Source organism: Enterobacter chuandaensis (assembly GCF_039718975.1).
Taxonomy (GTDB): domain Bacteria; phylum Pseudomonadota; class Gammaproteobacteria; order Enterobacterales; family Enterobacteriaceae; genus Enterobacter; species Enterobacter chuandaensis.
In genome coordinates, this window is sequence record NZ_CP097173.1 from 1,041,518 (window position 1) to 1,061,693 (window position 20,176).

Annotated in this window: 18 protein-coding genes and 1 pseudogene; 11 read left to right on the forward strand and 8 right to left on the reverse strand. The window is 54.2% G+C overall.

Features of this window, described 5'->3' with window-relative positions; all coding sequences use genetic code 11:
* The 4 genes from MX657_RS05050 to MX657_RS05065 are packed head-to-tail and all read left to right on the forward strand — an operon-like array spanning position 1 to position 1,123.
* The gene (locus tag MX657_RS05050; protein ID WP_346807543.1) at positions 1-333 is read left to right on the forward strand and encodes a type IV toxin-antitoxin system YeeU family antitoxin; all 333 of its coding nucleotides are present in this window, start codon (positions 1-3) and stop codon (positions 331-333) included.
* Between the two features lie 11 nt (positions 334-344).
* Entirely contained in the window at positions 345-539 is a 195-nt protein-coding gene (locus MX657_RS05055) for a hypothetical protein (protein WP_346807545.1), read from the forward strand.
* 48 nt (positions 540-587) lie between these two features.
* Entirely contained in the window at positions 588-950 is a 363-nt protein-coding gene (locus MX657_RS05060; protein WP_346807547.1) for a DUF5983 family protein, read from the forward strand.
* A 5-nt stretch (positions 951-955) separates the two neighbouring features.
* Entirely contained in the window at positions 956-1,123 is a 168-nt protein-coding gene (locus MX657_RS05065) for a hypothetical protein (RefSeq protein WP_346807549.1), read from the forward strand.
* Positions 1,124-1,127: 4 nt separating this feature from the next.
* Here MX657_RS05065 and catA read toward each other — a convergent pair whose 3' ends face one another.
* The 6 genes and pseudogenes from catA to MX657_RS05095 form a co-directional block, all read right to left on the reverse strand.
* Entirely contained in the window at positions 1,128-1,805 is a 678-nt protein-coding gene (catA, locus tag MX657_RS05070; protein ID WP_346807550.1) for a type A chloramphenicol O-acetyltransferase, read from the reverse strand.
* A gap of 22 nt (positions 1,806-1,827) precedes the next feature.
* Positions 1,828-3,801 carry a putative bifunctional diguanylate cyclase/phosphodiesterase gene (locus MX657_RS05075; protein ID WP_346807552.1) on the reverse strand — a complete coding sequence of 658 codons (1,974 nt, stop codon included), beginning with the start codon at positions 3,799-3,801 and terminating at the stop codon, positions 1,828-1,830.
* 17 nt (positions 3,802-3,818) lie between these two features.
* Entirely contained in the window at positions 3,819-4,313 is a 495-nt protein-coding gene (locus MX657_RS05080; protein WP_080328175.1) for a molybdopterin-dependent oxidoreductase, read from the reverse strand.
* A gap of 306 nt (positions 4,314-4,619) precedes the next feature.
* A pseudogene (locus MX657_RS05085) lies at positions 4,620-4,772 on the reverse strand (YjhX family toxin); the annotation flags it as partial.
* A complete protein-coding gene (locus MX657_RS05090; RefSeq protein ID WP_429844602.1) occupies positions 4,744-6,552 on the reverse strand; it encodes a diguanylate cyclase in 1,809 nt (602 codons plus the stop codon). The gene MX657_RS05090 and the pseudogene MX657_RS05085, both read right to left, overlap by 29 nt.
* A 119-nt stretch (positions 6,553-6,671) precedes the next feature.
* On the reverse strand, positions 6,672-7,781 hold the full coding sequence (locus tag MX657_RS05095; protein ID WP_119915280.1) for an AI-2E family transporter: 1,110 nt from the start codon (positions 7,779-7,781) through the stop codon (positions 6,672-6,674).
* A gap of 364 nt (positions 7,782-8,145) precedes the next feature.
* Here MX657_RS05095 and mmuP point away from each other — a divergent pair, with 364 nt between their 5' ends.
* From mmuP to tauD, 6 genes are all read left to right on the forward strand, one after another.
* Entirely contained in the window at positions 8,146-9,546 is a 1,401-nt protein-coding gene (gene mmuP / locus MX657_RS05100) for an S-methylmethionine permease (RefSeq protein ID WP_041911121.1), read from the forward strand.
* Positions 9,533-10,465 (forward strand): homocysteine S-methyltransferase, encoded by a 933-nt coding sequence (gene mmuM / locus MX657_RS05105; protein ID WP_346807555.1) that lies wholly within the window; start codon positions 9,533-9,535, stop codon positions 10,463-10,465. The genes mmuP and mmuM overlap by 14 nt, the downstream gene beginning before the upstream one ends.
* Before the next feature lie 197 nt (positions 10,466-10,662).
* Entirely contained in the window at positions 10,663-11,625 is a 963-nt protein-coding gene (tauA, locus tag MX657_RS05110) for a taurine ABC transporter substrate-binding protein (RefSeq protein ID WP_346807556.1), read from the forward strand.
* Positions 11,626-11,635: 10 nt separating this feature from the next.
* Positions 11,636-12,403, forward strand: a complete 768-nt coding sequence (gene tauB, locus MX657_RS05115; RefSeq protein WP_346807557.1) for a taurine ABC transporter ATP-binding subunit — start codon at positions 11,636-11,638, stop codon at positions 12,401-12,403.
* Positions 12,400-13,227, forward strand: coding sequence for a taurine ABC transporter permease TauC (gene tauC / locus MX657_RS05120; protein ID WP_080328104.1), 828 nt, complete (start codon positions 12,400-12,402; stop codon positions 13,225-13,227). Before tauB ends, tauC begins: the two co-directional genes overlap by 4 nt.
* On the forward strand, positions 13,224-14,075 hold the full coding sequence (gene tauD, locus MX657_RS05125; protein WP_346807560.1) for a taurine dioxygenase: 852 nt from the start codon (positions 13,224-13,226) through the stop codon (positions 14,073-14,075). The genes tauC and tauD overlap by 4 nt, the downstream gene beginning before the upstream one ends.
* A 79-nt stretch (positions 14,076-14,154) precedes the next feature.
* On the opposite strand, the gene MX657_RS05130 is transcribed toward tauD, so the two are convergent.
* On the reverse strand, positions 14,155-15,855 hold the full coding sequence (locus MX657_RS05130; protein ID WP_346807561.1) for a lysophospholipid acyltransferase family protein: 1,701 nt from the start codon (positions 15,853-15,855) through the stop codon (positions 14,155-14,157).
* A 72-nt stretch (positions 15,856-15,927) separates the two neighbouring features.
* Positions 15,928-16,902: a porphobilinogen synthase gene (gene hemB, locus MX657_RS05135; protein ID WP_346807563.1), complete on the reverse strand. Its 975-nt coding sequence runs from the start codon at positions 16,900-16,902 to the stop codon at positions 15,928-15,930.
* Positions 16,903-17,353: 451 nt separating this feature from the next.
* Here hemB and MX657_RS05140 point away from each other — a divergent pair, with 451 nt between their 5' ends.
* Positions 17,354-20,128, forward strand: coding sequence for an autotransporter outer membrane beta-barrel domain-containing protein (locus tag MX657_RS05140; RefSeq protein ID WP_346807564.1), 2,775 nt, complete (start codon positions 17,354-17,356; stop codon positions 20,126-20,128).
* Positions 20,129-20,176 lie beyond the last annotated feature (48 nt).

A 20,176-nucleotide genomic window follows, 5' to 3' on the forward strand; every position in this document is an offset into this window, starting at 1 on the left:
ATGCCATCAAATGACTTACAGCAATGGGGATTAGGTCGCAACATCTCGCCGTGCTTTGGCGCAAGGCTCGTACAGGAGAAGAGTCGTCTGCACTTTCTGGCTGACCGTGCCAGTTTTAACGGTCAGTTTACCGAAGAGCAGGCGCGGCGACTCGACCAGTCATTTCCCCTGATGATGAAACAACTGGAGCTGATGCTCTCCACCGGTGAACTTAATCCGTGCCACCCGCACTGTGTCATCCTTTATCACAATGGACTGACCTGTGAGGCAGATACACTGGGGAGTTGTGGCTACGTGTATCTCTCCGTTTATCCAACCCCGCCGTCAGCATAAAGGAGGCGGAGATGTCTGTACCTGTGGCACGCCTGAATAGCTTATGGCGGGAACTGGGAAACATGGCCGTCAGGGAAGAAGAGGGGACGCTGGTCATCAGCGAGCCTTTTATTCACTTCCCCGCCGGGACACCTGTTTTTGATATCTGGACCTGGTTTGAAGCCAGTAATGAAGGTTTCGTGGTTGCCTGCAAACTTTACGGGTAAAAATACGAATTAGCTGTATTTAATTTTATTTAAGCTGGAGTTAATTTTATGCAGCGTTTAACTGAACTGACAACTAAGTCGGTTGACTCTTGCATCGTCCCGCAGCACTGTTTCTTTACCGGCATACAGTGCAGTACTGCTCACATAACGGATCAGGACAACGAACGGTTTTATCAACTGTCGCATGATCAGACTGAATACAGTGATGCGGAGTGGATTCACTTTACCGGAACGGGCTACTTGCTCCGGCTCAGTGCCTGGCAATACCCAGTGCTCAGGCTGAAACGACTTGGCCTGTCGAAAGCGTGTCGTCGATTGATCCTGATGTTATCCCACCAATACTCGATCACCTCTATCCATCTCGATGCTGCGGGAGATGTACTGCCTGGAGTGGAGCATTTTGATTGGTGATTCTCGTGCAAGATATCCATGAAAAAGCCCCTGCTGAAGTGGTAAAAATCAATGTGGGGGCATTAAAGGGGGCATGTATGAAGATCGAATATAAAAAATTACTTTATTATCAAATGCTTTATGTGATTGGTTTCGTTCCTATTATCGCACCATCTTTTAAAAAAGCCCTCTAAAGTATCAGCCATCAATTTCCTCTGACAGCTCCGATAATCCATCACACATCTCCTGCAACTCATTGAACATCCTTGCCACATGGAAACCATCGCACACGGAGTGATGGACCTGCACCGCGAGCGGCAATAACACTTTTCCATCCTGTTCGTAGTATTTTCCAAACGTGAACATCGGGGTAAAAAAGTTCTGCATATGAGCAATGTTCATATTAAAGTTAGTAAACGTGACCCAGGGAATAGACGAGACGAAAAAGACATTTTCCCGGGATTCTTCCTTCGGCCAATAAGAAAGGTTATTTCCATAGCGTGCAATGTCTTCTGAATAGGTGTTCTGGAAGTGATGAATATTGCCATCATAGTGACTCCATAATGACGAGAAGGTCTCCGTTTCATCATGAAAAATGGTATAGCTTGGATGAATTTCATTCCAAATAACCAGCTCATTGTCCTTCATTGCCATACGGAACTCGGCATGCCGGTTCATGATTTTAGAAAGAAGGAAAATGATTGTCGGGTAAAACTTCCAGCCAACCTTTTTAATATGTTTTCGCAATACGGTAATATCAATCAGAACCGTTTGATTAATTGTACATTGAGCAAATGACTGAAAAACTTCAAAGTGCTCCTTCCTTGCCCAACGAGACATGTCAACAGGTGTATATTCCGGCGTTGTTTTTTTCATTATTTAACCTTTAATGATGCAATCATTGACATGTGTCCTGGCCAGAAATGGTCTCAAATCCTTTGCAACCGCATCTGATCTTCTCGTTAACCTCGGGATGGGGTTTTCCGAACAAGTATCCCTGCACCAGATCGCAGCCAAGTGCCTGAAGCCGTTGAAGTTGCTCTTCAGTTTCAACCCCTTCTGCAATGACCCTCATATTAAGGCTCTTTGCCATACCGGTAATCAATTTGACGATATTAAGCGCATTATCTTGCGTAGAGATCGAGTTCACAAAGGATTTGTCTATTTTAATTTTATCAAAATTAAGTTCACTCAGCCTTGAGAGTGAAGAATATCCCGTGCCGAAATCGTCGATGGAAATTTTTACACCCATTGCCCTTAGCTTTTTGAGAATAGTGAGCGGCGTATTGCTATCGCTGAAAAGTGAAGACTCAGTCACCTCTAACTCAAGGCGGTCAGCCGGTAACCCTGTCTCTTCCAGAATAGACTGCACCATTGTCGTAAACGATTTGGTGCCCAACTGAACAGGTGAGACGTTCACTGAGATCCGCGCCGGAACCGCCCAGGACGCCGCTTCCCGGCAGGAAAGCTCAAGTACCATTTTTCCTATTTCATTGATCATGCCAGTTTTTTCAGCGACAGAGATAAAATAATCAGGTGAAAGAATGCCCTTTACCGGGTGCATCCAGCGAATAAGCGCTTCATAGCCGTAAATGTCTTTGCTGAACGAATCGACAATCGGCTGGTAATAAACAACGAATTCATTTCTGTCGAGCGCCAGTGCCATATCATGTTCAAGGGTTCGGCTTTCCTGCAATTTTTCCAGCATCCACTGACGGAATACTTTTATCTGGCGTGAACCTTCATTTTTAGCTTCGTAGAGCGCCAGGTCGGCAAATTTATAGAGATAATCAGAACGGCGTTCATTATCGGATAAAACAATCCCCACACAGGTGGCGATTTTAATGAGTTGATTATTAATCGAGTAGGGCTGGCTGATATAATCGCTGATTTCTTTAGCGCGCGAAACGGCAGCGCTTTCAGTCAAGCCGCTGGACAGAAGCGCAAACTCATCTCCTCCTAAACGGTAAAATGTATCTGAACCACTGCTCATTGAGGTGAGCCGTCTGGATACCTGATTTAACAGTAAATCCCCGGCATCATGGCCATAGGTATCGTTAACCTCTTTGAAGCGGTCTAAATCAAATAACATCACCGTCACAGGGACGTGGTCTTTATCCGCCTGAAGATTAATTTTGTTGAGATCGTCCCAGAAGTAAAGACGGTTTTTCATGCCGGTGAGGGAGTCATGGTAAACATCATATTCCAGTTTGGAGTTCTGAATTTGCAGCGTTTCTTTTGATAACTGCAATTCGTCGGCAAGGCTTTTAACCTGCATATGTGCTTTGAGGATGTTTTTATTCTGATAAATCATTAAGAACCCCAGAATAAAACTTAAGATCACCAGGAGTAACGACAGTGCGGAATAAATATAATAAAGGATTTGTATTTTATTATTAGATTCATTAATCGTATTAATATCTTTTGTTAACGCACTTGAAGAGAGTTGACTGAGTGGCGCGTCGAGCAGATGCATATTAGCCAGGTATTTTTTTAACTCAGCATGGCTCATTTTTTCCAGATTACTATCCAGATAGGTAAGTATTTGCTCCAGACGCGCGGCGAGCGCCTGATGCGTTTTATCACTTTCAATATAGCGACCTAAATCACCCCCCTTCATTAACTCACCCTGGCTGAGCATAATTTCGAGGCGCATGCGGGCCTGGTCTACCGTAACCTCATCGGTATCGGTTGCGTACAGACCAAGCCATGATTCAAATCGGTAGTACTCAGATACCAGTTGAGCCACGGACCAGGACTCAGTGTAGTGAGTCAGTTTTTGCAACTCTTGCTGACGATCGTAAACAAGAAATGCAATATATCCTGTCGTGATAAAAAGAGAAAAAATGATACCAACCAGTATCCTGTTCATTATGTTCTCCTGAACTGCTATTCAATCTTCATTTTGCTAACCTGCCAGGCTGAACGTGAGTAATAAATCTGATTATTCAATTCAGGAAGACTGTCATACGGGTAAACAATGAATGATGGACCTTTATCGCGAATGCGCATATATTCGCCATTGATCTTTAAGGCAAGTATGGCGTTGTATTTTTTGAAGTCGCTGAGAGGGATCTCGGTAGCGTAATCATTGAGGGCAATAACATTAACGGCAGTACCCTTTGCACCCACATAATCCATAAGTTTTTGCATCGGGACACCCTCGAATTTAGTACGACCAGTGTACCAGGGAGATGTCGTCTCGAAACTCACCATACCCAGTTTTTCAAGGCTGGCGAGATCAAACACTGCTTTTCCCTCTTCATTGGTATTTTCTATATTACCGTAAATCGTCAAAATGGGTTTTCCAACGGGTTTTGGCAGTTCGCCAGCCCAGGCAAAACTCTGTACCAGACAGCATAACAGCATTAGGATTAGTCGCATTTTGGCCTCCATTTTTGTCTCATGTATAAGGATTATAATTTAGTTATCAAATGAGTTTATGTATTTTGTTAAGACACGATGACTTTTATACTTTTGCCTTTTAAAAACACTTGCAAATCAACATGTTAATGTTAAATGTTCGGTTGTTGAACGAGGCCTGATTTTTTGAAACACGATACCGCTACTTGAAGAAACTCTCCTGCGTTTAAAAAACGATCGTTTTAATTGATTAATATTTTCTCACGTCACGGATTTACTTTTCAGAAAAACCAAAAAAACGGCACCCAACGGATGGCGCACTCGTATTTAACGATTATCCAGCTGGGCGCGAACGTTGTTCAGCCCGGTGATGATGATGCGATAAGGCTGCCCGTTAACAGAGTGGATCTGCTTTTTAGTGCGGAGTTTTTTAAAAGCAGCGAGTGTGCAATCACTCAGCACCAGTCCTTCGGGCGTGTACCGCTTCCAGCATCCCAAAGCTTACAATGCGCGCCCGGCCCAGCTCTTTCGCCCGGTACAGTGCCACGTCCGCGGCGCGCAGCAGGTTGTCGCTCTGGGCATGTTCCGGATAGCTGGCGATGCCAATCGACACATCCACCGGCCCAATCTCAGTCAGTCCGTAGCGAAGCGACAGCTCATGCACGCCATTGTAAATCTTCTGCGCGCAGGCGTGCGCCTCTTGATCATCGGCACCGGGAAGCAGAACCAGAAACTCTTCCCCCCCGTAGCGGAATGCCAGGCCGCTGTCATGCGCGACCCGCTGAACAATCGACGCCACGCTTTTGATCACCTGATCGCCCGCCTCGTGACCAAAGCGGTCATTAATACTCTTGAAGTGATCGATGTCGATCATCATGCAGCTTAACGGCTCGCTGTTGCGCATTGCCTGCGTCATCTGCGTGTGCAGGGTGTCTTCAAGATGATGACGGTTACGCAGGCCGGTGAGCGGGTCAAATAAGGCTTTTTCCAGCAGCGCGTCACGCAGGCGCTGGTTGGCCAGCGCCAGCCCGAGCGCCTCGGCCATCAGTTCAAGATACGCCCGTGCAGGGGCATTCTCCGGAGTAATGTTCTGGAACGAGAGCAACCCAATGGCTTCGCCCTGGGCGATAAGCGGCACGCACAGCGCGCTTTCCGCCTGAGATGGAGGGAGATGATAGCAGGCGATATCCGGCTCACCGTTAACAGGCGGGTGGCTCTGACCGCGACGCACGGCCCAGCACGCATCGGGGTGGAACGTCGTCTCTTCACCGGCCGGCGACAGCCATTGCGCGGCACAGCGCATTTGCCACGGATCGCGGTCAAAAACGTAGAGCCGGCCCGCTATCCCCGGCGCGATATTGGGCGCAAACAGCTCCGCCACGTTAATCACGTCGTCAAAGCTTTCACACCCCTGCAGTCGCTGGGTCATGCGCGCCAGCAGCTCGCGGATGGCCCAGTCGACATCGCGCTCCTTTTCCAGACGCTGTCGCGCAAGGCCGTTTTCACGAAAGATGCGGATGGCCTGGGCCATATCACCAATCTCATCAATCTGGCTGAAGTTGGGCGTTTCGACGGCGTAATCCTGCGATGCCAGGCGGTGCACCACGTCGCTCAGGCGTACCACCGGGCGGAGCACGCGGCGTTTCAGTATGAAGCCAAGAACAAACAAAAACAGCAGTGCGGTCAGGCCAACCATCACTTCAGAGGCCGTGCGCAGCGCTTTCGATTTTTTCGTCGCCTCCCGCACGGAGGCAATCACACGCTTGTCGAGTATCTGGCGAAAGCGATCGATCTGGGTTTGCGCGCGCTCAAGCTCCTGCTCGTAGGGCATGCCATAGAGCAGGGCAACGGCCTGTTCATCTTCACCCTGTGCCGCGCTCGTCAGTGCCGTCTGCTGCTCGTCCTGCAGTTGATCGATGATCTTTAGGCCATCATGCAGCAGGGCCAGCTCGTCATCAGAAGCACCGCTGTCCTGCAGTTTTTCCAGCTTCAGCTCAATGTTCTTAAGGCTGTTTTCTGACTGGTTATATTCTCTGAGGATCTGCGGGTCTTTTTTGATGACGTACAGGCGCGCTAAATCGGATTGTATCCAGGCATCGGTTTCAATATTTTCGGTAAGCTCATCAAAACGTTGACGTTGTTCAATGGCCTGACGTTCAGCGGTATCCGCACCGGAGGCCATCAGCATGATAATGCCGGAGGCGATAGTCAGGCAGACTGTGGCACCGTAGGCCCAGTTTGTTATTGTCGCGATTCGCACCTGGAGATCCTTTTACAACATGAAGAGGATGGCGTTCTTCAAATTATAGAAAACGTTTGATTTAAGGCGAAAAAAAAGGCGGCACAGCGCCGCCTGGTGTGGTCGTTATCGTCACATCCCTACAAATCTGGAGGGTTTTTTCCCTCTTCGATGAAATCCGCGTCCAGCTCTTCAGCATTGCCTGCGTGATCGCGTCCGGAGAAAAGGTTCCAGCAGGCGATAAACAGCGCGGCGATGAGCGGCCCAATCACAAAGCCGTTAATGCCGTACAGCTCCATGCCGCCGAGGGTAGTGATCAGAATCAGGTAGTCCGGCATTTTGGTGTCTTTTCCCACCAGCAGCGGGCGCAGAATATTGTCCACCAGCCCGACGATAATCACGAAGAAGCCAACAATAAACAGCCCCTGCCAGAGCTGGTGCGTGGCGAACAGGAAGATGGCGGCTGGCACCCAGACAATCGCCGAGCCTACGGCGGGAACCAGCGACAGGAACGCCATCAGCGCGCCCCAGAGCACGCTGCCGTCAATGCCGACGATGGCAAACGCGATCCCGCCGAGCGTGCCCTGAACCACGGCCACCACCGCCGTCCCTTTCACCGTCGCCCGGGAGACGCCGACGAATTTAGCGAACAGATGCTGTTTAACAAAATCAGACAGCGGCAGGGAATCGAGGATCTGACGCACCAGATACGGCCCATCCTTCAGCAGGAAAAACAGCAGATAAAGCATGATGCCGAAGCTAATCGCAAAGCCAAACGTGCCTTTGCCGATCAAAAACGCGCTGCCCGCCAGATACTGCCCGCCCTGCAGCGCGACATCGGAGAGTTTTTTCTGGATCTGCGCCGCGTTGGTCAGGTTGTGATCCGCCAGGAAGCCGCTGGCCCAGTCCGGCAGGTGGTTGAAGATGCTCGCCACCACTTCCGGGAATTGCGTGTTGTTCTCCTGGAGCTTCGTGTAAACCACGTTCAGCTCAATGGCGAGCGAGGAGAAGATCACCATCAGCGGGATAAAGACGATCAGGCAGATAATGCCGATCGTCAGCAGCGAGGCCAGTCCGTTGCGATCCCCCAGCGCGGCGCGCAGCTTGTTTTTTACCGGGTTAAAAATGACGGTCAGAATAGCGGCCCACAGTATCGCGGAGAAGTAGGGCGACAGCACGTCGAAGAAAGCCCAGGTGACAAGGGCGAGAATAAAAATAAAGAAACCTTTGGTCAGTCCGTTAAAGCGCATCAGTCAGTCCTGGTTACTAAGAAACTGTGACGACTATAGAACTGATTTTAGGATTTACCAACCCTTCCGCCGGGTGGCGGCTGCGCCTTACCCGGCCTACGGACGGTGTTGCGGTATGAGTCCGCTCTTCATGGATACCACTTTCGACTGACCGAAGAACGCACGCACCCGCACCATGCTGTAAGTATCTGCTTGCGGAGGTGCTTATGGCCTGGCGTCCGATTCTCTATGTGATCCTCACAACCCATCCCAGACTCAGTGCGCGGCGCGCCCGTTTGCGTCTGGTCATCTAGCTTTTTATTAACAATCGCGGTATAACACACCTTCTTTGGATGTTTAGATGTCCATACGTATAGAAGGTGATATGCAAACACAACAAGAAAATGGACAGCTTAAGCGCACCATGAAAACACGCCACCTGATTATGCTCTCGCTGGGCGGCGTGATTGGGACAGGGTTATTTTTCAATACCGGATATATCATTTCCACCACCGGTGCGGCAGGCACGCTGCTGGCGTACCTGATCGGCGCGCTGGTGGTCTGGCTGGTGATGCAGTGTCTGGGCGAACTCTCCGTGGCGATGCCGGAAACCGGCGCGTTCCACGTCTACGCCGCCCGCTATCTTGGCCCGGCGACGGGCTACACCGTGGCGTGGCTCTACTGGCTAACCTGGACGGTGGCGCTTGGATCGAGCTTTACCGCCGCCGGGTTCTGTATGCAGTACTGGTTCCCGCAGGTGCCCGTCTGGGCGTGGTGCGTGGTCTTCTGCGTGGTGATTTTCGGCCTTAACGTCATTTCCACGCGCTTCTTTGCCGAAGGTGAATTCTGGTTCTCGCTGGTGAAGGTCATCACCATCATCGCCTTTATTATCCTCGGCGGGGCGGCGGTCTTTGGCTTTATCCCGATGCAGGACGGTTCACCCGCGCCGGGCTTAAGCAACCTTACTGCCGAGGGCTGGTTCCCGCACGGCGGCCTGCCGATCCTGATGACCATGGTGGCGGTGAACTTTGCCTTCTCCGGAACCGAGCTTATCGGCATCGCGGCGGGGGAAACCGAAAATCCGCACAAGGTGATTCCGGTCGCAATCCGCACCACCATCGCGCGGCTGATCATCTTCTTTATCGGCACCGTGTTTGTGCTGGCGGCGCTGATCCCGATGCAGCAGGCGGGCGTGGAAAAGAGCCCGTTCGTGCTGGTGTTTGAGAAGGTCGGCATTCCTTATGCGGCTGATATCTTTAACTTCGTGATCCTGACGGCGATCCTCTCGGCGGCGAACTCCGGGCTGTACGCGTCTGGCCGCATGCTGTGGTCGCTCTCGAATGAGAAAACGCTCCCGCGCTGCTTTGCTCGCGTGAACAAAAACGGCGTGCCGCTGACGGCGCTCTCGGTTTCCATGCTCGGCGGCGTGCTGGCGCTGTTCTCAAGCGTGGTGGCCCCGGACACGGTGTTTGTGGCGCTCTCGGCCATTTCTGGCTTTGCGGTGGTGGCGGTGTGGATCAGCATCTGTGCGTCGCACTTCGTTTTCCGTCGTCGCCATCTGCAGTCCGGCCAGCCGCTCTCTGCGCTGCAGTACCGCGCGCCGTGGTATCCGCTGGTGCCGGTGCTGGGCTTTATTCTCTGCGTGGTGGCCTGCGTCGGGCTGTGGTTTGACCCGAGCCAGCGTATTGCCCTTTATTGCGGGCTCCCGTTCGTCGCCCTGTGTTATGGTGCCTACTACCTGACCCGAAATATGACATCGCAGGAGCCTGAACATGTCGCAGAATAATCCGCTTACCGCCATCCTCGAAAAACAGCCGTTTGTGGTGCTGGATGGCGCAATGGCAACGGAGCTGGAAGCGCGCGGCTGTAACCTTGCAGACAGCCTCTGGTCTGCCAAAGTGCTGGTAGAAAACCCGGATCTTATCCGCGAAGTGCATCTTGATTACTACCGCGCAGGTGCCCAGGTGGCGATCACCGCCAGCTACCAGGCCACGCCTGCGGGTTTTGCAGCGCGCGGCCTGGACGAGGCGCAGTCCCGCGCGCTGATTGGTAAAAGCGTGGAGCTGGCGCGTAAGGCGCGCGAAGCGTACCTGGCCGAAAACCCGCATGCGGGCACGCTGCTGGTAGCGGGCTCCGTTGGGCCGTACGGCGCGTATCTGGCGGATGGCTCAGAATATCGTGGCGACTACGTGCGCAGCGTCGAAGAATTCACAGAATTCCACCGCCCGCGCGTGGAAGCACTGCTGGATGCAGGGGCAGACCTGCTGGCCTGCGAAACGCTGCCCTCGTTTGCGGAGATTAAGGCACTGGTGGCGCTTCTGGCCGAGTACCCCCGCGCCCGGGCGTGGTTCTCCTTTACCCTGCGGGACAGCGAGCACCTGAGCGACGGCACGCCGCTGCGGGAGGTGGTTTCTTCTCTGGAGCACTATCCGCAGGTCGTCGCGCTGGGCATCAACTGTATCGCGCTGGAAAACACCACCGCGGCGCTGAAGCACCTGCACAACCTGACATCGCTGCCGCTGGTGGTCTACCCGAACTCGGGCGAGCATTATGATGCGGTAACCAAAACCTGGCATCACCACGGTGAATCGTGCGAGACGCTGGCGGGATATTTACCTCAGTGGCTGGAAGCGGGAGCGAAGTTAATCGGCGGATGCTGTCGCACCACGCCGAAGGATATTGCGGAGCTGAACGCGCAGCGCTGAGGTTTAATGCGGGCAGTGAACAATCCCCTCGCCCCTTTGGGGAGAGGGTGAGGGGAAAAAACCAACCGCACAAAACCAACTATCCTTTCCCGCTTTTTATCTAAAAACGAATCGTTATGAGCGATTCATTTTTATTCCTTTATCAAAATTCCCGCGCCGGAAATACTGCCCTCATAACAACAAGGGGAGCAGGCATTATGGCAATTTCATCGCGAATCACATTTCTTGGCGCGCTGGCGCTGTGGGCATTTCAGGCACAGGCGGTGGACGTCACCGTCGCGTATCAAACCTCTGCGGAACCGGCGAAGGTCGCGCAGGCGGACAATACCTTTGCTAAAGAGAGCGGCGCGAACGTCGACTGGCGCAAGTTCGACAGCGGCGCGGCCATCGTGCGGGCGCTGGCCTCCGGCGACGTGCAGATTGGCAACCTCGGCTCCAGCCCGCTGGCGGTGGCGGCCAGCCAGCAGGTGCCGATTGAAGTTTTCCTGCTCGCCTCGCAGCTCGGTAGTTCCGAAGCGCTGGTGGTGAAGAAAACCATCACCAAACCGGAAGATCTGATCGGCAAGCGTATCGCCGTACCGTTCATTTCCACCACCCATTACAGCCTGCTGGCAGCCCTCAAACACTGGGGCATCAAGCCGGGTCAGGTACAAATTCTCAACCTGCAACCTCCGGCGATTATTGCGGCCTGGCAGCGCGGCGACATTGACGGCGCTTATGTCTGGGCGCCCGCCGTGAACGAGCTGGAAAAAGACGGCACCGTGTTGACCGACTCCGAAAAAGTGGGCCAGTGGGGGGCGCCAACCCTCGACGTGTGGGTGGTGCGCAAAGACTTTGCCGAGAAGCATCCAGAGGTAGTCAAAGCCTTCGCTAAAAGCGCGATCGACGCCCAGCAGCCGTACATCAGTAACCCGGATGAATGGCTGAAGCAGCCCGCCAACCTGGAAAAACTCTCCCGCCTGAGCGGCGTGCCGGAAGCGGACGTACCGGGGCTGGTGAAAGGCAATACCTATCTGACGCCCGCGCAGCAGGTGCAGCAGCTGACCGGGCCGGTAAATAAAGCGATTGTCGATACCGCCACCTTCCTGAAGGAGCAGGGCAAAGTGCCCGCGGTGGCGGCGGATTACAGCCAGTACGTGACCGATCGTTTTGTGAAATAAGGAGTCCGCCATGCTGAATATTACGAACCTGTACGCCGATTACGGTGGTAAACCCGCGCTGGAGGACATCAACCTGACGCTGGACAGCGGTGAACTGCTGGTGGTGCTCGGCCCGTCAGGGTGCGGAAAAACCACGCTGCTGAATCTGATCGCCGGGTTTGTACCGTATCAGTACGGCACCATTCAACTGGAAGGCAAAAAGGTGGAGGGCCCGGGCGCAGAGCGCGGCGTGGTCTTCCAGAATGAGGGGCTGTTGCCGTGGCGCAACGTACAGGAAAACGTGGCCTTTGGCCTGCAGCTGGCGGGCGTTGGCCGTGAACAACGGCTGGCAACGGCGCGGGAGATGCTGAAAAAGGTCGGTCTGGAAGGGGCTGAAAAACGCTTTATCTGGCAGCTTTCCGGCGGCCAGCGTCAGCGCGTTGGCATTGCCCGCGCGCTGGCGGCAAACCCTCAGCTATTGCTGCTGGACGAGCCGTTCGGGGCGCTGGATGCCTTCACCCGCGAGCAGATGCAGACCCTGCTGCTGCGCCTGTGGCATGAGACGGGCAAGCAGGTGCTGCTGATTACCCACGACATCGAAGAGGCGGTGTTTATGGCGACCGAGCTGGTGCTGCTATCGCCGGGGCCGGGGCGCGTGCTGGAGCGTCTGCCGCTCGAATTCGCCCGCCGCTACGTCGCGGGAGAGCCCGTGCGCAGCATCAAATCCGACCCGCGGTTTATTGAGCAACGGGAATACGTCTTAAGCCGCGTGTTCGAACAGCGGGAGGCTTTCTCATGAGCATCGTCTTCAGTGAAAAAACGCGCCGCACACGCCTTACTGTACGCTGGCCGTTCTCCCGGCAGTTTACGCTGAGCGTGGGCACGCTGCTGGTGCTGCTGGCGGTGTGGTGGATAGTGGCGGCGCAGGCGTGGATCAGCCCGCTGTTTCTGCCGCCGCCGGGGCAGGTGCTGGCAAAACTCATTACCATCGCCGGGCCGCAGGGCTTTATGGATGCCACGCTCTGGCAACACCTGGGCGCAAGCCTGGCGCGCATTCTGGTAGCGCTGCTGGCGGCGGTGATTATCGGGATTCCGGTTGGGATCGCGATGGGCCTGAGCCCGACGGTGCGCGGCATTCTCGACCCGCTGATTGAGCTTTACCGTCCGGTGCCGCCGCTGGCATATCTGCCGCTGATGGTGATCTGGTTCGGCATCGGCGAAACGTCAAAAATCCTGCTGATTTATCTGGCGATTTTTGCCCCGGTTGCCATGTCGGCGCTGGCGGGCGTGAAGAGTGCCCAGCAGGTGCGGATCCGTGCGGCGCAGTCGCTGGGGGCCAGCCGCGCGCAGGTGCTGCTGTTCGTGATTTTACCTGGCGCGCTGCCGGAGATTTTAACCGGTCTGCGCATTGGCCTCGGCGTGGGCTGGTCCACGCTGGTGGCGGCTGAGCTGATTGCGGCCACGCGCGGCCTTGGTTTTATGGTGCAGTCGGCGGGGGAGTTCCTGGCGACTGACGTGGTACTGGCGGGGATAGCGGTGATTGCCGTCATCGCCTTCGGATTAGAACTGGGGCTGCGCGCGCTACAGCGCCGCCTGACGCCCTGGCATGGAGAAATACAATGAGTGAACGTCTGATCATTACCCCGCTGGGGCCGTACATTGGCGCGCAGGTGTCGGGCCTGGATGTGACCCGGCCGCTGAGCGACAACCAGTTCGAGCAGCTGTACCACGCCGTGCTGCGCCATCAGGTGGTGTTCCTGCGCGAGCAGGCAATCACCCCGCAGCAGCAGCGCGCGCTGGCGTTGCGTTTTGGCGACCTGCACATCCACCCGGTCTATCCGCATGCGGAAGGGGTGGAGGAAATTATCGTTCTCGACACCCATAACGATAACCCGCCGGACAACGACAACTGGCATACCGACGTGACCTTTATTGAGACGCCGCCCGCCGGGGCGATTCTGGCGGCGAAGCTGCTGCCGGAAACCGGCGGCGATACGCTGTGGGCCAGCGGGATTGCAGCGTATGAGGCGCTCTCCGCGCCGTTCCGGACGCTGCTGAGTGGACTGCGGGCGGAGCACGACTTTAAAAAATCGTTCCAGGAATACAAGTACCGTAAAACCGAAGAGGAGCGCCTGCGCTGGCAGGAGGCGGTGGCGAAGCATCCGCCGCTGCTGCACCCGGTGGTGCGCACCCATCCGGTCACGGGCAAACAGGCGCTGTTCGTGAACGAAGGGTTCACGACGCGCATCGTGGACGTGACGGAAAAAGAGAGTGAAGCGCTGCTGGGATTCCTGTTCGCGCATATCACTAAGCCGGAGTTTCAGGTGCGCTGGCGCTGGCAGGAAAACGACCTGGCGATCTGGGATAACCGCGTGACGCAGCACTATGCCAATGCGGATTATCTGCCGCAACGAAGGATTATGCAGCGGGCGACGATTCTGGGGGATAAGCCGTTTTATCGTGCGCCTTGATTGCCGGGTGGCGGCGTTGCCTTACCCGGCCTACGTTCCATTGTAGGCCCGGTAAGCGTAGCGCCACCGGGCAACGGGGTTAAAGGTGCGCCTCAATATACCGCTGATAGCGGTTCGCCTTCAGGTAGCACAAATCCACCAGCACCAGCCCGTCGACGCAGTCGTTGAACGCCGGGTCGCTGCCGAAATCAATAAACTGCACGCCGCCCGGCTCGCACAGCTCGGAATACTGTTTGTACAGCGGCGGTATACCGCAGCCCAGATTACCGAGCAGGGATTTCAGCTTCGTCAGATCGTCCACGTAATCCACGCCGCCAAACTGTGCCAGCACGTCCGGTAACGACGCCGGATACGGCTGACGTGACGCGGCCAACGGATGCGTTGCCGGGAACCACAGGCGGTAAAAGGCCACCAGCAGATCCCGTGCCGCAGGCGGTAATCCGCCGGAGATGGAGACCGGGCCAAACAGATAGCGGTAGTGTGGGTAACGCGCCAGGTAAGCCCCGATGCCGGACCACAGATAGTCCAGCCCCCGACGTCCCCAGTAGCGCGGCTGAATAAAGCTGCGCCCGAGCTCAATGCCGTGTTCCAGAACGTCCTGCATTTTGTCGTCGTAGTGGAACAGGCTGTAGCTGTACAGCCCGTCAACGCCGCGTTTTTCGACCTGCATGGCCGTTGGCATAAAGCGATACGCACCGACAATTTCTAAGTCTTCATCATCCCACAGGATCAGGTGCAGATAATCGTCATCGTAGCTGTCGGTGTCCCGGCGTTTACCGCTTCCTTCCTCCACCGCGCGAAACGCAATCTCGCGCAGGCGGCCCAGCTCGCGCAGAAGAGGCGCCTCTTCCTGCCCGTTGCGCTGCCACAGGTAGATGGTTTTGCCGTCGCTGGTTTTCCCCAGACACTCGGCCTGCGCCAGCTCGCGTTTCAGGGTGGCCCGGTCTTCCGGACGGGCGATGGCGCACTGGGTTTTAAAGACGCCAGGCAATCCCTTGCCAAGACGCATCACGTGCTGACGGCACTGCTCGGCCATCTCACGCGACGAAAGGGTGGCGCTATGCCAGTGATGCCAGGCGATCTGCTGGCCGATTTTAATCGGCAGCTGGCTATGGCGTCGGCGGAACATCTGCTGCATCAGCAGCAGCATCGACAATGTCGGCGACACCAGCGTGCTGGCATAAAAGAGCAGGCTATTGTGTGCCTGAATATGCACCGGCAGCAGCGGGGCGCGCAGCTTGCTGGCGAGTTTGATAAAGCCAGAGTGCCATTTCTTATCGCGAATGCCTTTGCGCGTGGGCCGCGAAACTTCTCCTGCCGGGAAGAAGATCAGCACGCCCGCGTTTTGCAGATGCTGCTCCATTTGCACAAGCGACGACTTCGCCGTTCTGCCGCCCATATTGTCCACCGGAATAAACAGCGAACTGAGGGGCTCAAGGTGGGTCAGCATCCGGTTGGTCACGACTTTAACGTCGCGTCGCACGCGGGAGACGGCGTACATCAGCGCCAGCCCGTCCAGCGTGCCCGTCGGGTGGTTGGCAATAATGACCAGCGGGCCATGTTCGGGGATTTGTTCGAGATCGCGGGCGGAAACGGTGCAGAGAATATCAAGGTGCTCCAGAACTTGCTCCACCATATCCAGTCCTTTCAGGTGGCGGTGAGCGGCGGCAAACTGCTGGAATTCGTCTTCGTAAAACAGCCTTTTTAACAGACTTTTTTGCCAGGGTGCAGGCCTCGCCTGAGGCCAAAGATCGTCGAGAACGCTATCGAGGCTAAACATGATTACTCCTCCTGCCGTCTTGCGAAGACAGTAGAAGGAGCAGATGTCGGTTGTATTGCAGTTTGGTGAAGATTAGCGGAGGATTTTTTTCTCGGCCAGATCCAGCGCGAAGTAGCTGAAGATCAGATCCGCGCCCGCGCGTTTGATCGCCCCCAGACTTTCGAGGATCACTTTCTCTTCGTCAATTGCCCCTGCCAGCGCGGCGAATTTGATCATCGCGTACTCACCGCTCACCTGGTATGCCCCCAGCGGCAGTTCGGTGCGTTCGCGGATGTCGCGCAGAATATCGAGGTATGCGCCAGCCGGTTTCACCATCAGGCAGTCTGCACCCTGAGCTTCGTCGAGCAGGGATTCGCGAATCGCTTCCCGGCGGTTCAGCGGGTTCATCTGGTAGGTTTTACGATCGCCCTTCAGCGCCGTACCCGCTGCTTCACGGAACGGGCCGTAGAAGGAGGAGGCAAATTTGGTGGAGTAGGACATGATGGCGGTATCGGTGAAGCCAGCCGCGTCCAGCGCCTGACGGATCGCCTGAACCTGGCCGTCCATCGCGGCAGACGGCGCGATGAAATCCGCACCCGCAGCGGCAGCCACGACCGCCTGCTTACCGAGGTTCAGCAGGGTGGCATCGTTGTCCACGCCGTGGTCACACAGCACGCCGCAATGGCCGTGGGAGGTGTATTCGCAGAAACAGGTATCGGACATGACCACCATTTCCGGCACGGTCTCTTTGCAGATACGGGACATGCGGGCAACGAGGCCATCTTCTTTCCAGGCATTGCTGCCGGTCGCATCGGTATGGTGGGAGATGCCGAAGGTCATCACCGAGCGGATCCCCGCGTTGGCGATACGTTCGATCTCGCGCGCCAGATGTTTTTCTGGAATGCGCATCACGCCCGGCATGGCTTCGATGGCTTTGTAGTCATCAATCTCTTCTTCGACAAAAATCGGCAACACCAGATCGTTTAAGGTCAGTGTTGTCTCTTCAAACATAGCGCGCAGTGCAGGTGACTTACGCAGGCGGCGGGGACGTGCAATTAAATCGGTCATGATATGCCTGATGTTTGTGGAACAAAGAAGGTTAGTGTACCTCAAAGTGAAGACAGGTGTTTTACTAAAGTGGGCATTTTGTTTTTGCGAAATGCGGCCAGTCAGTTTCATATCATCAATATATATAATACAGGGCGATGTATTGCTAAAAAGAGAGGAGGTATTCGTGTTGTTTCTATATTAATGGGAATGCATCATTAAAAATAATCTATTTTTTGTTGTTGTGTGTTTTGTATTGGCGTGCCTGTATTTTAACGTTTTGTTTTTATGATATTTATCTACGATGCCCTATGCGTTTATCGTATTGAAGTGTTATTGGTCTGGATACGGACTTAATGGAAACATTCATTGAACCTTTTCGAAATGGAAATGCATAATCCCCCCGGCAATAAAATATTGCCAAATGGTTTGATGGATAAACTTGCTTACGTCCCTGAGGAGGGATGACCCAATGCAAATATGGAAAAAGAAACTGGTTGTATCTCAACTTGCATTAGCCTGTACCCTGGCTATCGCTTCTCAGGCCAATGCGAAGGATATTTCCGGCACGACATATAATACTTTTGGATATGATAATACAGCATCTGGCCCATGGTATTATGGCTACGCTGACTGGGATTACTCAGACGTTACCCACGATGGTGATATTTATCCGGTGATTAATCAATCAACGGTGAACGGTGTTATTTCAACATACTATCTGGATGATGGAATCAATGGTCGTGCGAACGCGTTAAGTATTTCTAATAGCACTATTAACGGCATGATCACGTCAGAGTGTATGACCACGACGTGTGCGGATGGCGTGGATACCGACGGTACCAGTCATGCCCAGTATGATCGTTTTAGCCTGACGGTTAATAACTCCACCATCAACGATACCTACGAGCATTACGCGTATGACGTCGTCAATGGCGAAGCTACTGAAACGGATTATCTGGACACCTATGGTCTGGGTAACGCAATCACTCTGGACGTTGAATCTGATATCGTTATTCAGAACAATTCCCACATCGCGGGTATCACGCTGACGCAGGGTTATCAGGAACTCGATAACACACCATACGACGGTGTTGAAGGCGTTGCTGACAGCAGCAATGTCTTTACCGATACGCTGGTGATGAAAGACTCTGTGCTGACCTCCGGTGCGTACAGCGATCTGGGGACCAGCGGGTTCTACGGCCAGACGGCTAAGCCGAGCGACTATGGTGAAACCAACGCGACGGGCGCGGATGACGCGGCGCTGATCGTCGCCGCGAGCGCGTCTGATAATGCGATGCAGACGACAGCTATCTTTGATCATTCTACCGTCACCGGCGACATCCTGTTCTCCAGCACCTTTGATAACAACTTCTACGAGAATGGCGACCCGGAAACCGATACCACTGACGACGGTGTGTATAACCCAACCACTAACGGCTGGGACGGTACCGATAGGCTCGATGTCACGCTGACCAACGGCAGTAAATGGGTGGGTGCAGCTCAGTCGAGTGTTGAAGCTATTGGCACCTCCCGGATGTACGGCCAAGGATACAGCGATGTTGACTGGAGCACCCTTTCTCCTGACAGCATCTGGCCTGATTCCACCTATGACAGTAATGGTCATGTTGCGGGTGAAGAGGTCTATCAAAGCGGGTTGTTCAACGTTACGCTGGATCAGGGCTCCGAGTGGGATACCCGTAAAGTTTCTAACATCGATACGCTGGCGGTGAATAATCAGTCGCAGGTGAATGTAGAAAACTCTGGACTGCTGGCGGACTCCATTACGCTGACCAATGCTTCAACGCTGAATATTGGCGACAGCGGTGCCGTCGCGACCGACAGTCTGTATCTGGACAGCTATAGCCGTACAGCGCTGACGCAAGAGACGGCAGAACTCTATGCCAACACCATTACCGTAGACAATGGTGCTGAACTGGCGCTGGGTCTGGGCCAGATTGATACGCACAATATGGTACTCACCGATGGTGGTGTGCTGAATGTTGCCAGCCGCGATTATGTGTTGAATAGCGATCTGAACAACGCACGCTATATTACCAACGATCCGTATCAGGCGGAGTACGACTATGGCGTCGTCGCGCTGAATTCTGACGGTCATCTGGCTGTGAACGGTGACGTTAGCGGTAACTACAAAGTGCGCATCGATGATGCGACTGGAGCGGGTTCCGTTGCTGATTATAAAAACAAGGAAATTATCCACGTTTATGACAGCAACACGGGCACCGCAGCCAGCTTGACAGCCGCAAACAAAGCCGATTTAGGTGCTTACACCTACCAGGCGCAGCAGCAGGGTGACTCCGTTGTCCTCCAGCAGAAAGAGCTGACCGACTCCGCCAATATGGCGCTGAGCATCCCATCAGCCAATACCAACATCTGGAATCTGCAGCAGGATACCGTAGGTACGCGTCTGACTAACAGCCGTCACGGCCTGGCGGATAACGGCGGGGCGTGGGTGAGCTACTTCGGGGGTAACTTCGACGGCGACAATGGCGTTATTAGCTACGACCAGGATGTGAGCGGTATTATGGTTGGTCTGGATACGCAGATTGACGGTAATAATGCGAAGTGGATTGTCGGTGGTGCGGCAGGTTTCGCGAAGGGGGATATCAGCGATCGTACCGGCCAGGTCGATCAGGACAGCCAGACGGCGATGATCTATGCATCAGCGAAGTTCATGAACGATCTCTTCCTCGACAGCTCCCTGAGCTATACCCGCTTCAACAGCGATCTGTCTGCTAACATGAGCAACGGTCAATATGTTGACGGCAACACCACCAATGACGCCGTTGGTTTTGGGCTGAAACTGGGCTATGACTGGAAACCAGACCTTTCCGGCTATGTCACGCCATACGCAGCCGTGTCTGGGCTCTTCCAGTCAGGTGATGATTATCGCCTCAGCAATGATATGCGCATGGATGGTCAATCTTACGATAGCCTGCGTTATGAGCTGGGAGTGGATACGGGTTATACCTTCAACTACGGTGGCGATCAGGCCCTGACGCCTTACTTCAAACTGGCCTACGTCTACGACGATGCCGATAACAACGCTGATATTAACGGTGACAGCATTGATAACGGTGTGAAAGGCTCCGCTGTGCGGGTCGGGCTGGGCACCCAGTTCAGCTTCACGAAGAACTTCAGTGCGTATACGGATGCCACTTATCTGGGCGGCGGCGACGTTGACCAGAATTGGGGCGCCAATTTGGGTGTGAAGTATACCTGGTAATGCATAAAAGTGGGGGAGGATATCCCCCCGCTTTTTTATTCATAAAAA

What these genes read in the sequence shown, in the direction of transcription:
- MX657_RS05050 (WP_346807543.1), top strand. Translation starts at nt 1, where the DNA reads ATGCCATCAAATGACTTACAGCAATGGGGATTAGGTCGCAACATCTCG.
- tauC (WP_080328104.1), top strand. Translation starts at nt 12,400, where the DNA reads ATGAGCATCGTCTTCAGTGAAAAAACGCGCCGCACACGCCTTACTGTA.
- MX657_RS05075 (WP_346807552.1), bottom strand. Translation starts at nt 3,801, where the DNA reads ATGAACAGGATACTGGTTGGTATCATTTTTTCTCTTTTTATCACGACA.
- MX657_RS05140 (WP_346807564.1), top strand. Translation starts at nt 17,354, where the DNA reads ATGCAAATATGGAAAAAGAAACTGGTTGTATCTCAACTTGCATTAGCC.
- mmuP (WP_041911121.1), top strand. Translation starts at nt 8,146, where the DNA reads ATGCAAACACAACAAGAAAATGGACAGCTTAAGCGCACCATGAAAACA.
- MX657_RS05095 (WP_119915280.1), bottom strand. Translation starts at nt 7,781, where the DNA reads ATGCGCTTTAACGGACTGACCAAAGGTTTCTTTATTTTTATTCTCGCC.
- catA (WP_346807550.1), bottom strand. Translation starts at nt 1,805, where the DNA reads ATGAAAAAAACAACGCCGGAATATACACCTGTTGACATGTCTCGTTGG.
- MX657_RS05060 (WP_346807547.1), top strand. Translation starts at nt 588, where the DNA reads ATGCAGCGTTTAACTGAACTGACAACTAAGTCGGTTGACTCTTGCATC.
- MX657_RS05130 (WP_346807561.1), bottom strand. Translation starts at nt 15,855, where the DNA reads ATGTTTAGCCTCGATAGCGTTCTCGACGATCTTTGGCCTCAGGCGAGG.
- tauD (WP_346807560.1), top strand. Translation starts at nt 13,224, where the DNA reads ATGAGTGAACGTCTGATCATTACCCCGCTGGGGCCGTACATTGGCGCG.
- hemB (WP_346807563.1), bottom strand. Translation starts at nt 16,902, where the DNA reads ATGACCGATTTAATTGCACGTCCCCGCCGCCTGCGTAAGTCACCTGCA.
- MX657_RS05080 (WP_080328175.1), bottom strand. Translation starts at nt 4,313, where the DNA reads ATGCGACTAATCCTAATGCTGTTATGCTGTCTGGTACAGAGTTTTGCC.
- tauA (WP_346807556.1), top strand. Translation starts at nt 10,663, where the DNA reads ATGGCAATTTCATCGCGAATCACATTTCTTGGCGCGCTGGCGCTGTGG.
- mmuM (WP_346807555.1), top strand. Translation starts at nt 9,533, where the DNA reads ATGTCGCAGAATAATCCGCTTACCGCCATCCTCGAAAAACAGCCGTTT.
- MX657_RS05055 (WP_346807545.1), top strand. Translation starts at nt 345, where the DNA reads ATGTCTGTACCTGTGGCACGCCTGAATAGCTTATGGCGGGAACTGGGA.
- tauB (WP_346807557.1), top strand. Translation starts at nt 11,636, where the DNA reads ATGCTGAATATTACGAACCTGTACGCCGATTACGGTGGTAAACCCGCG.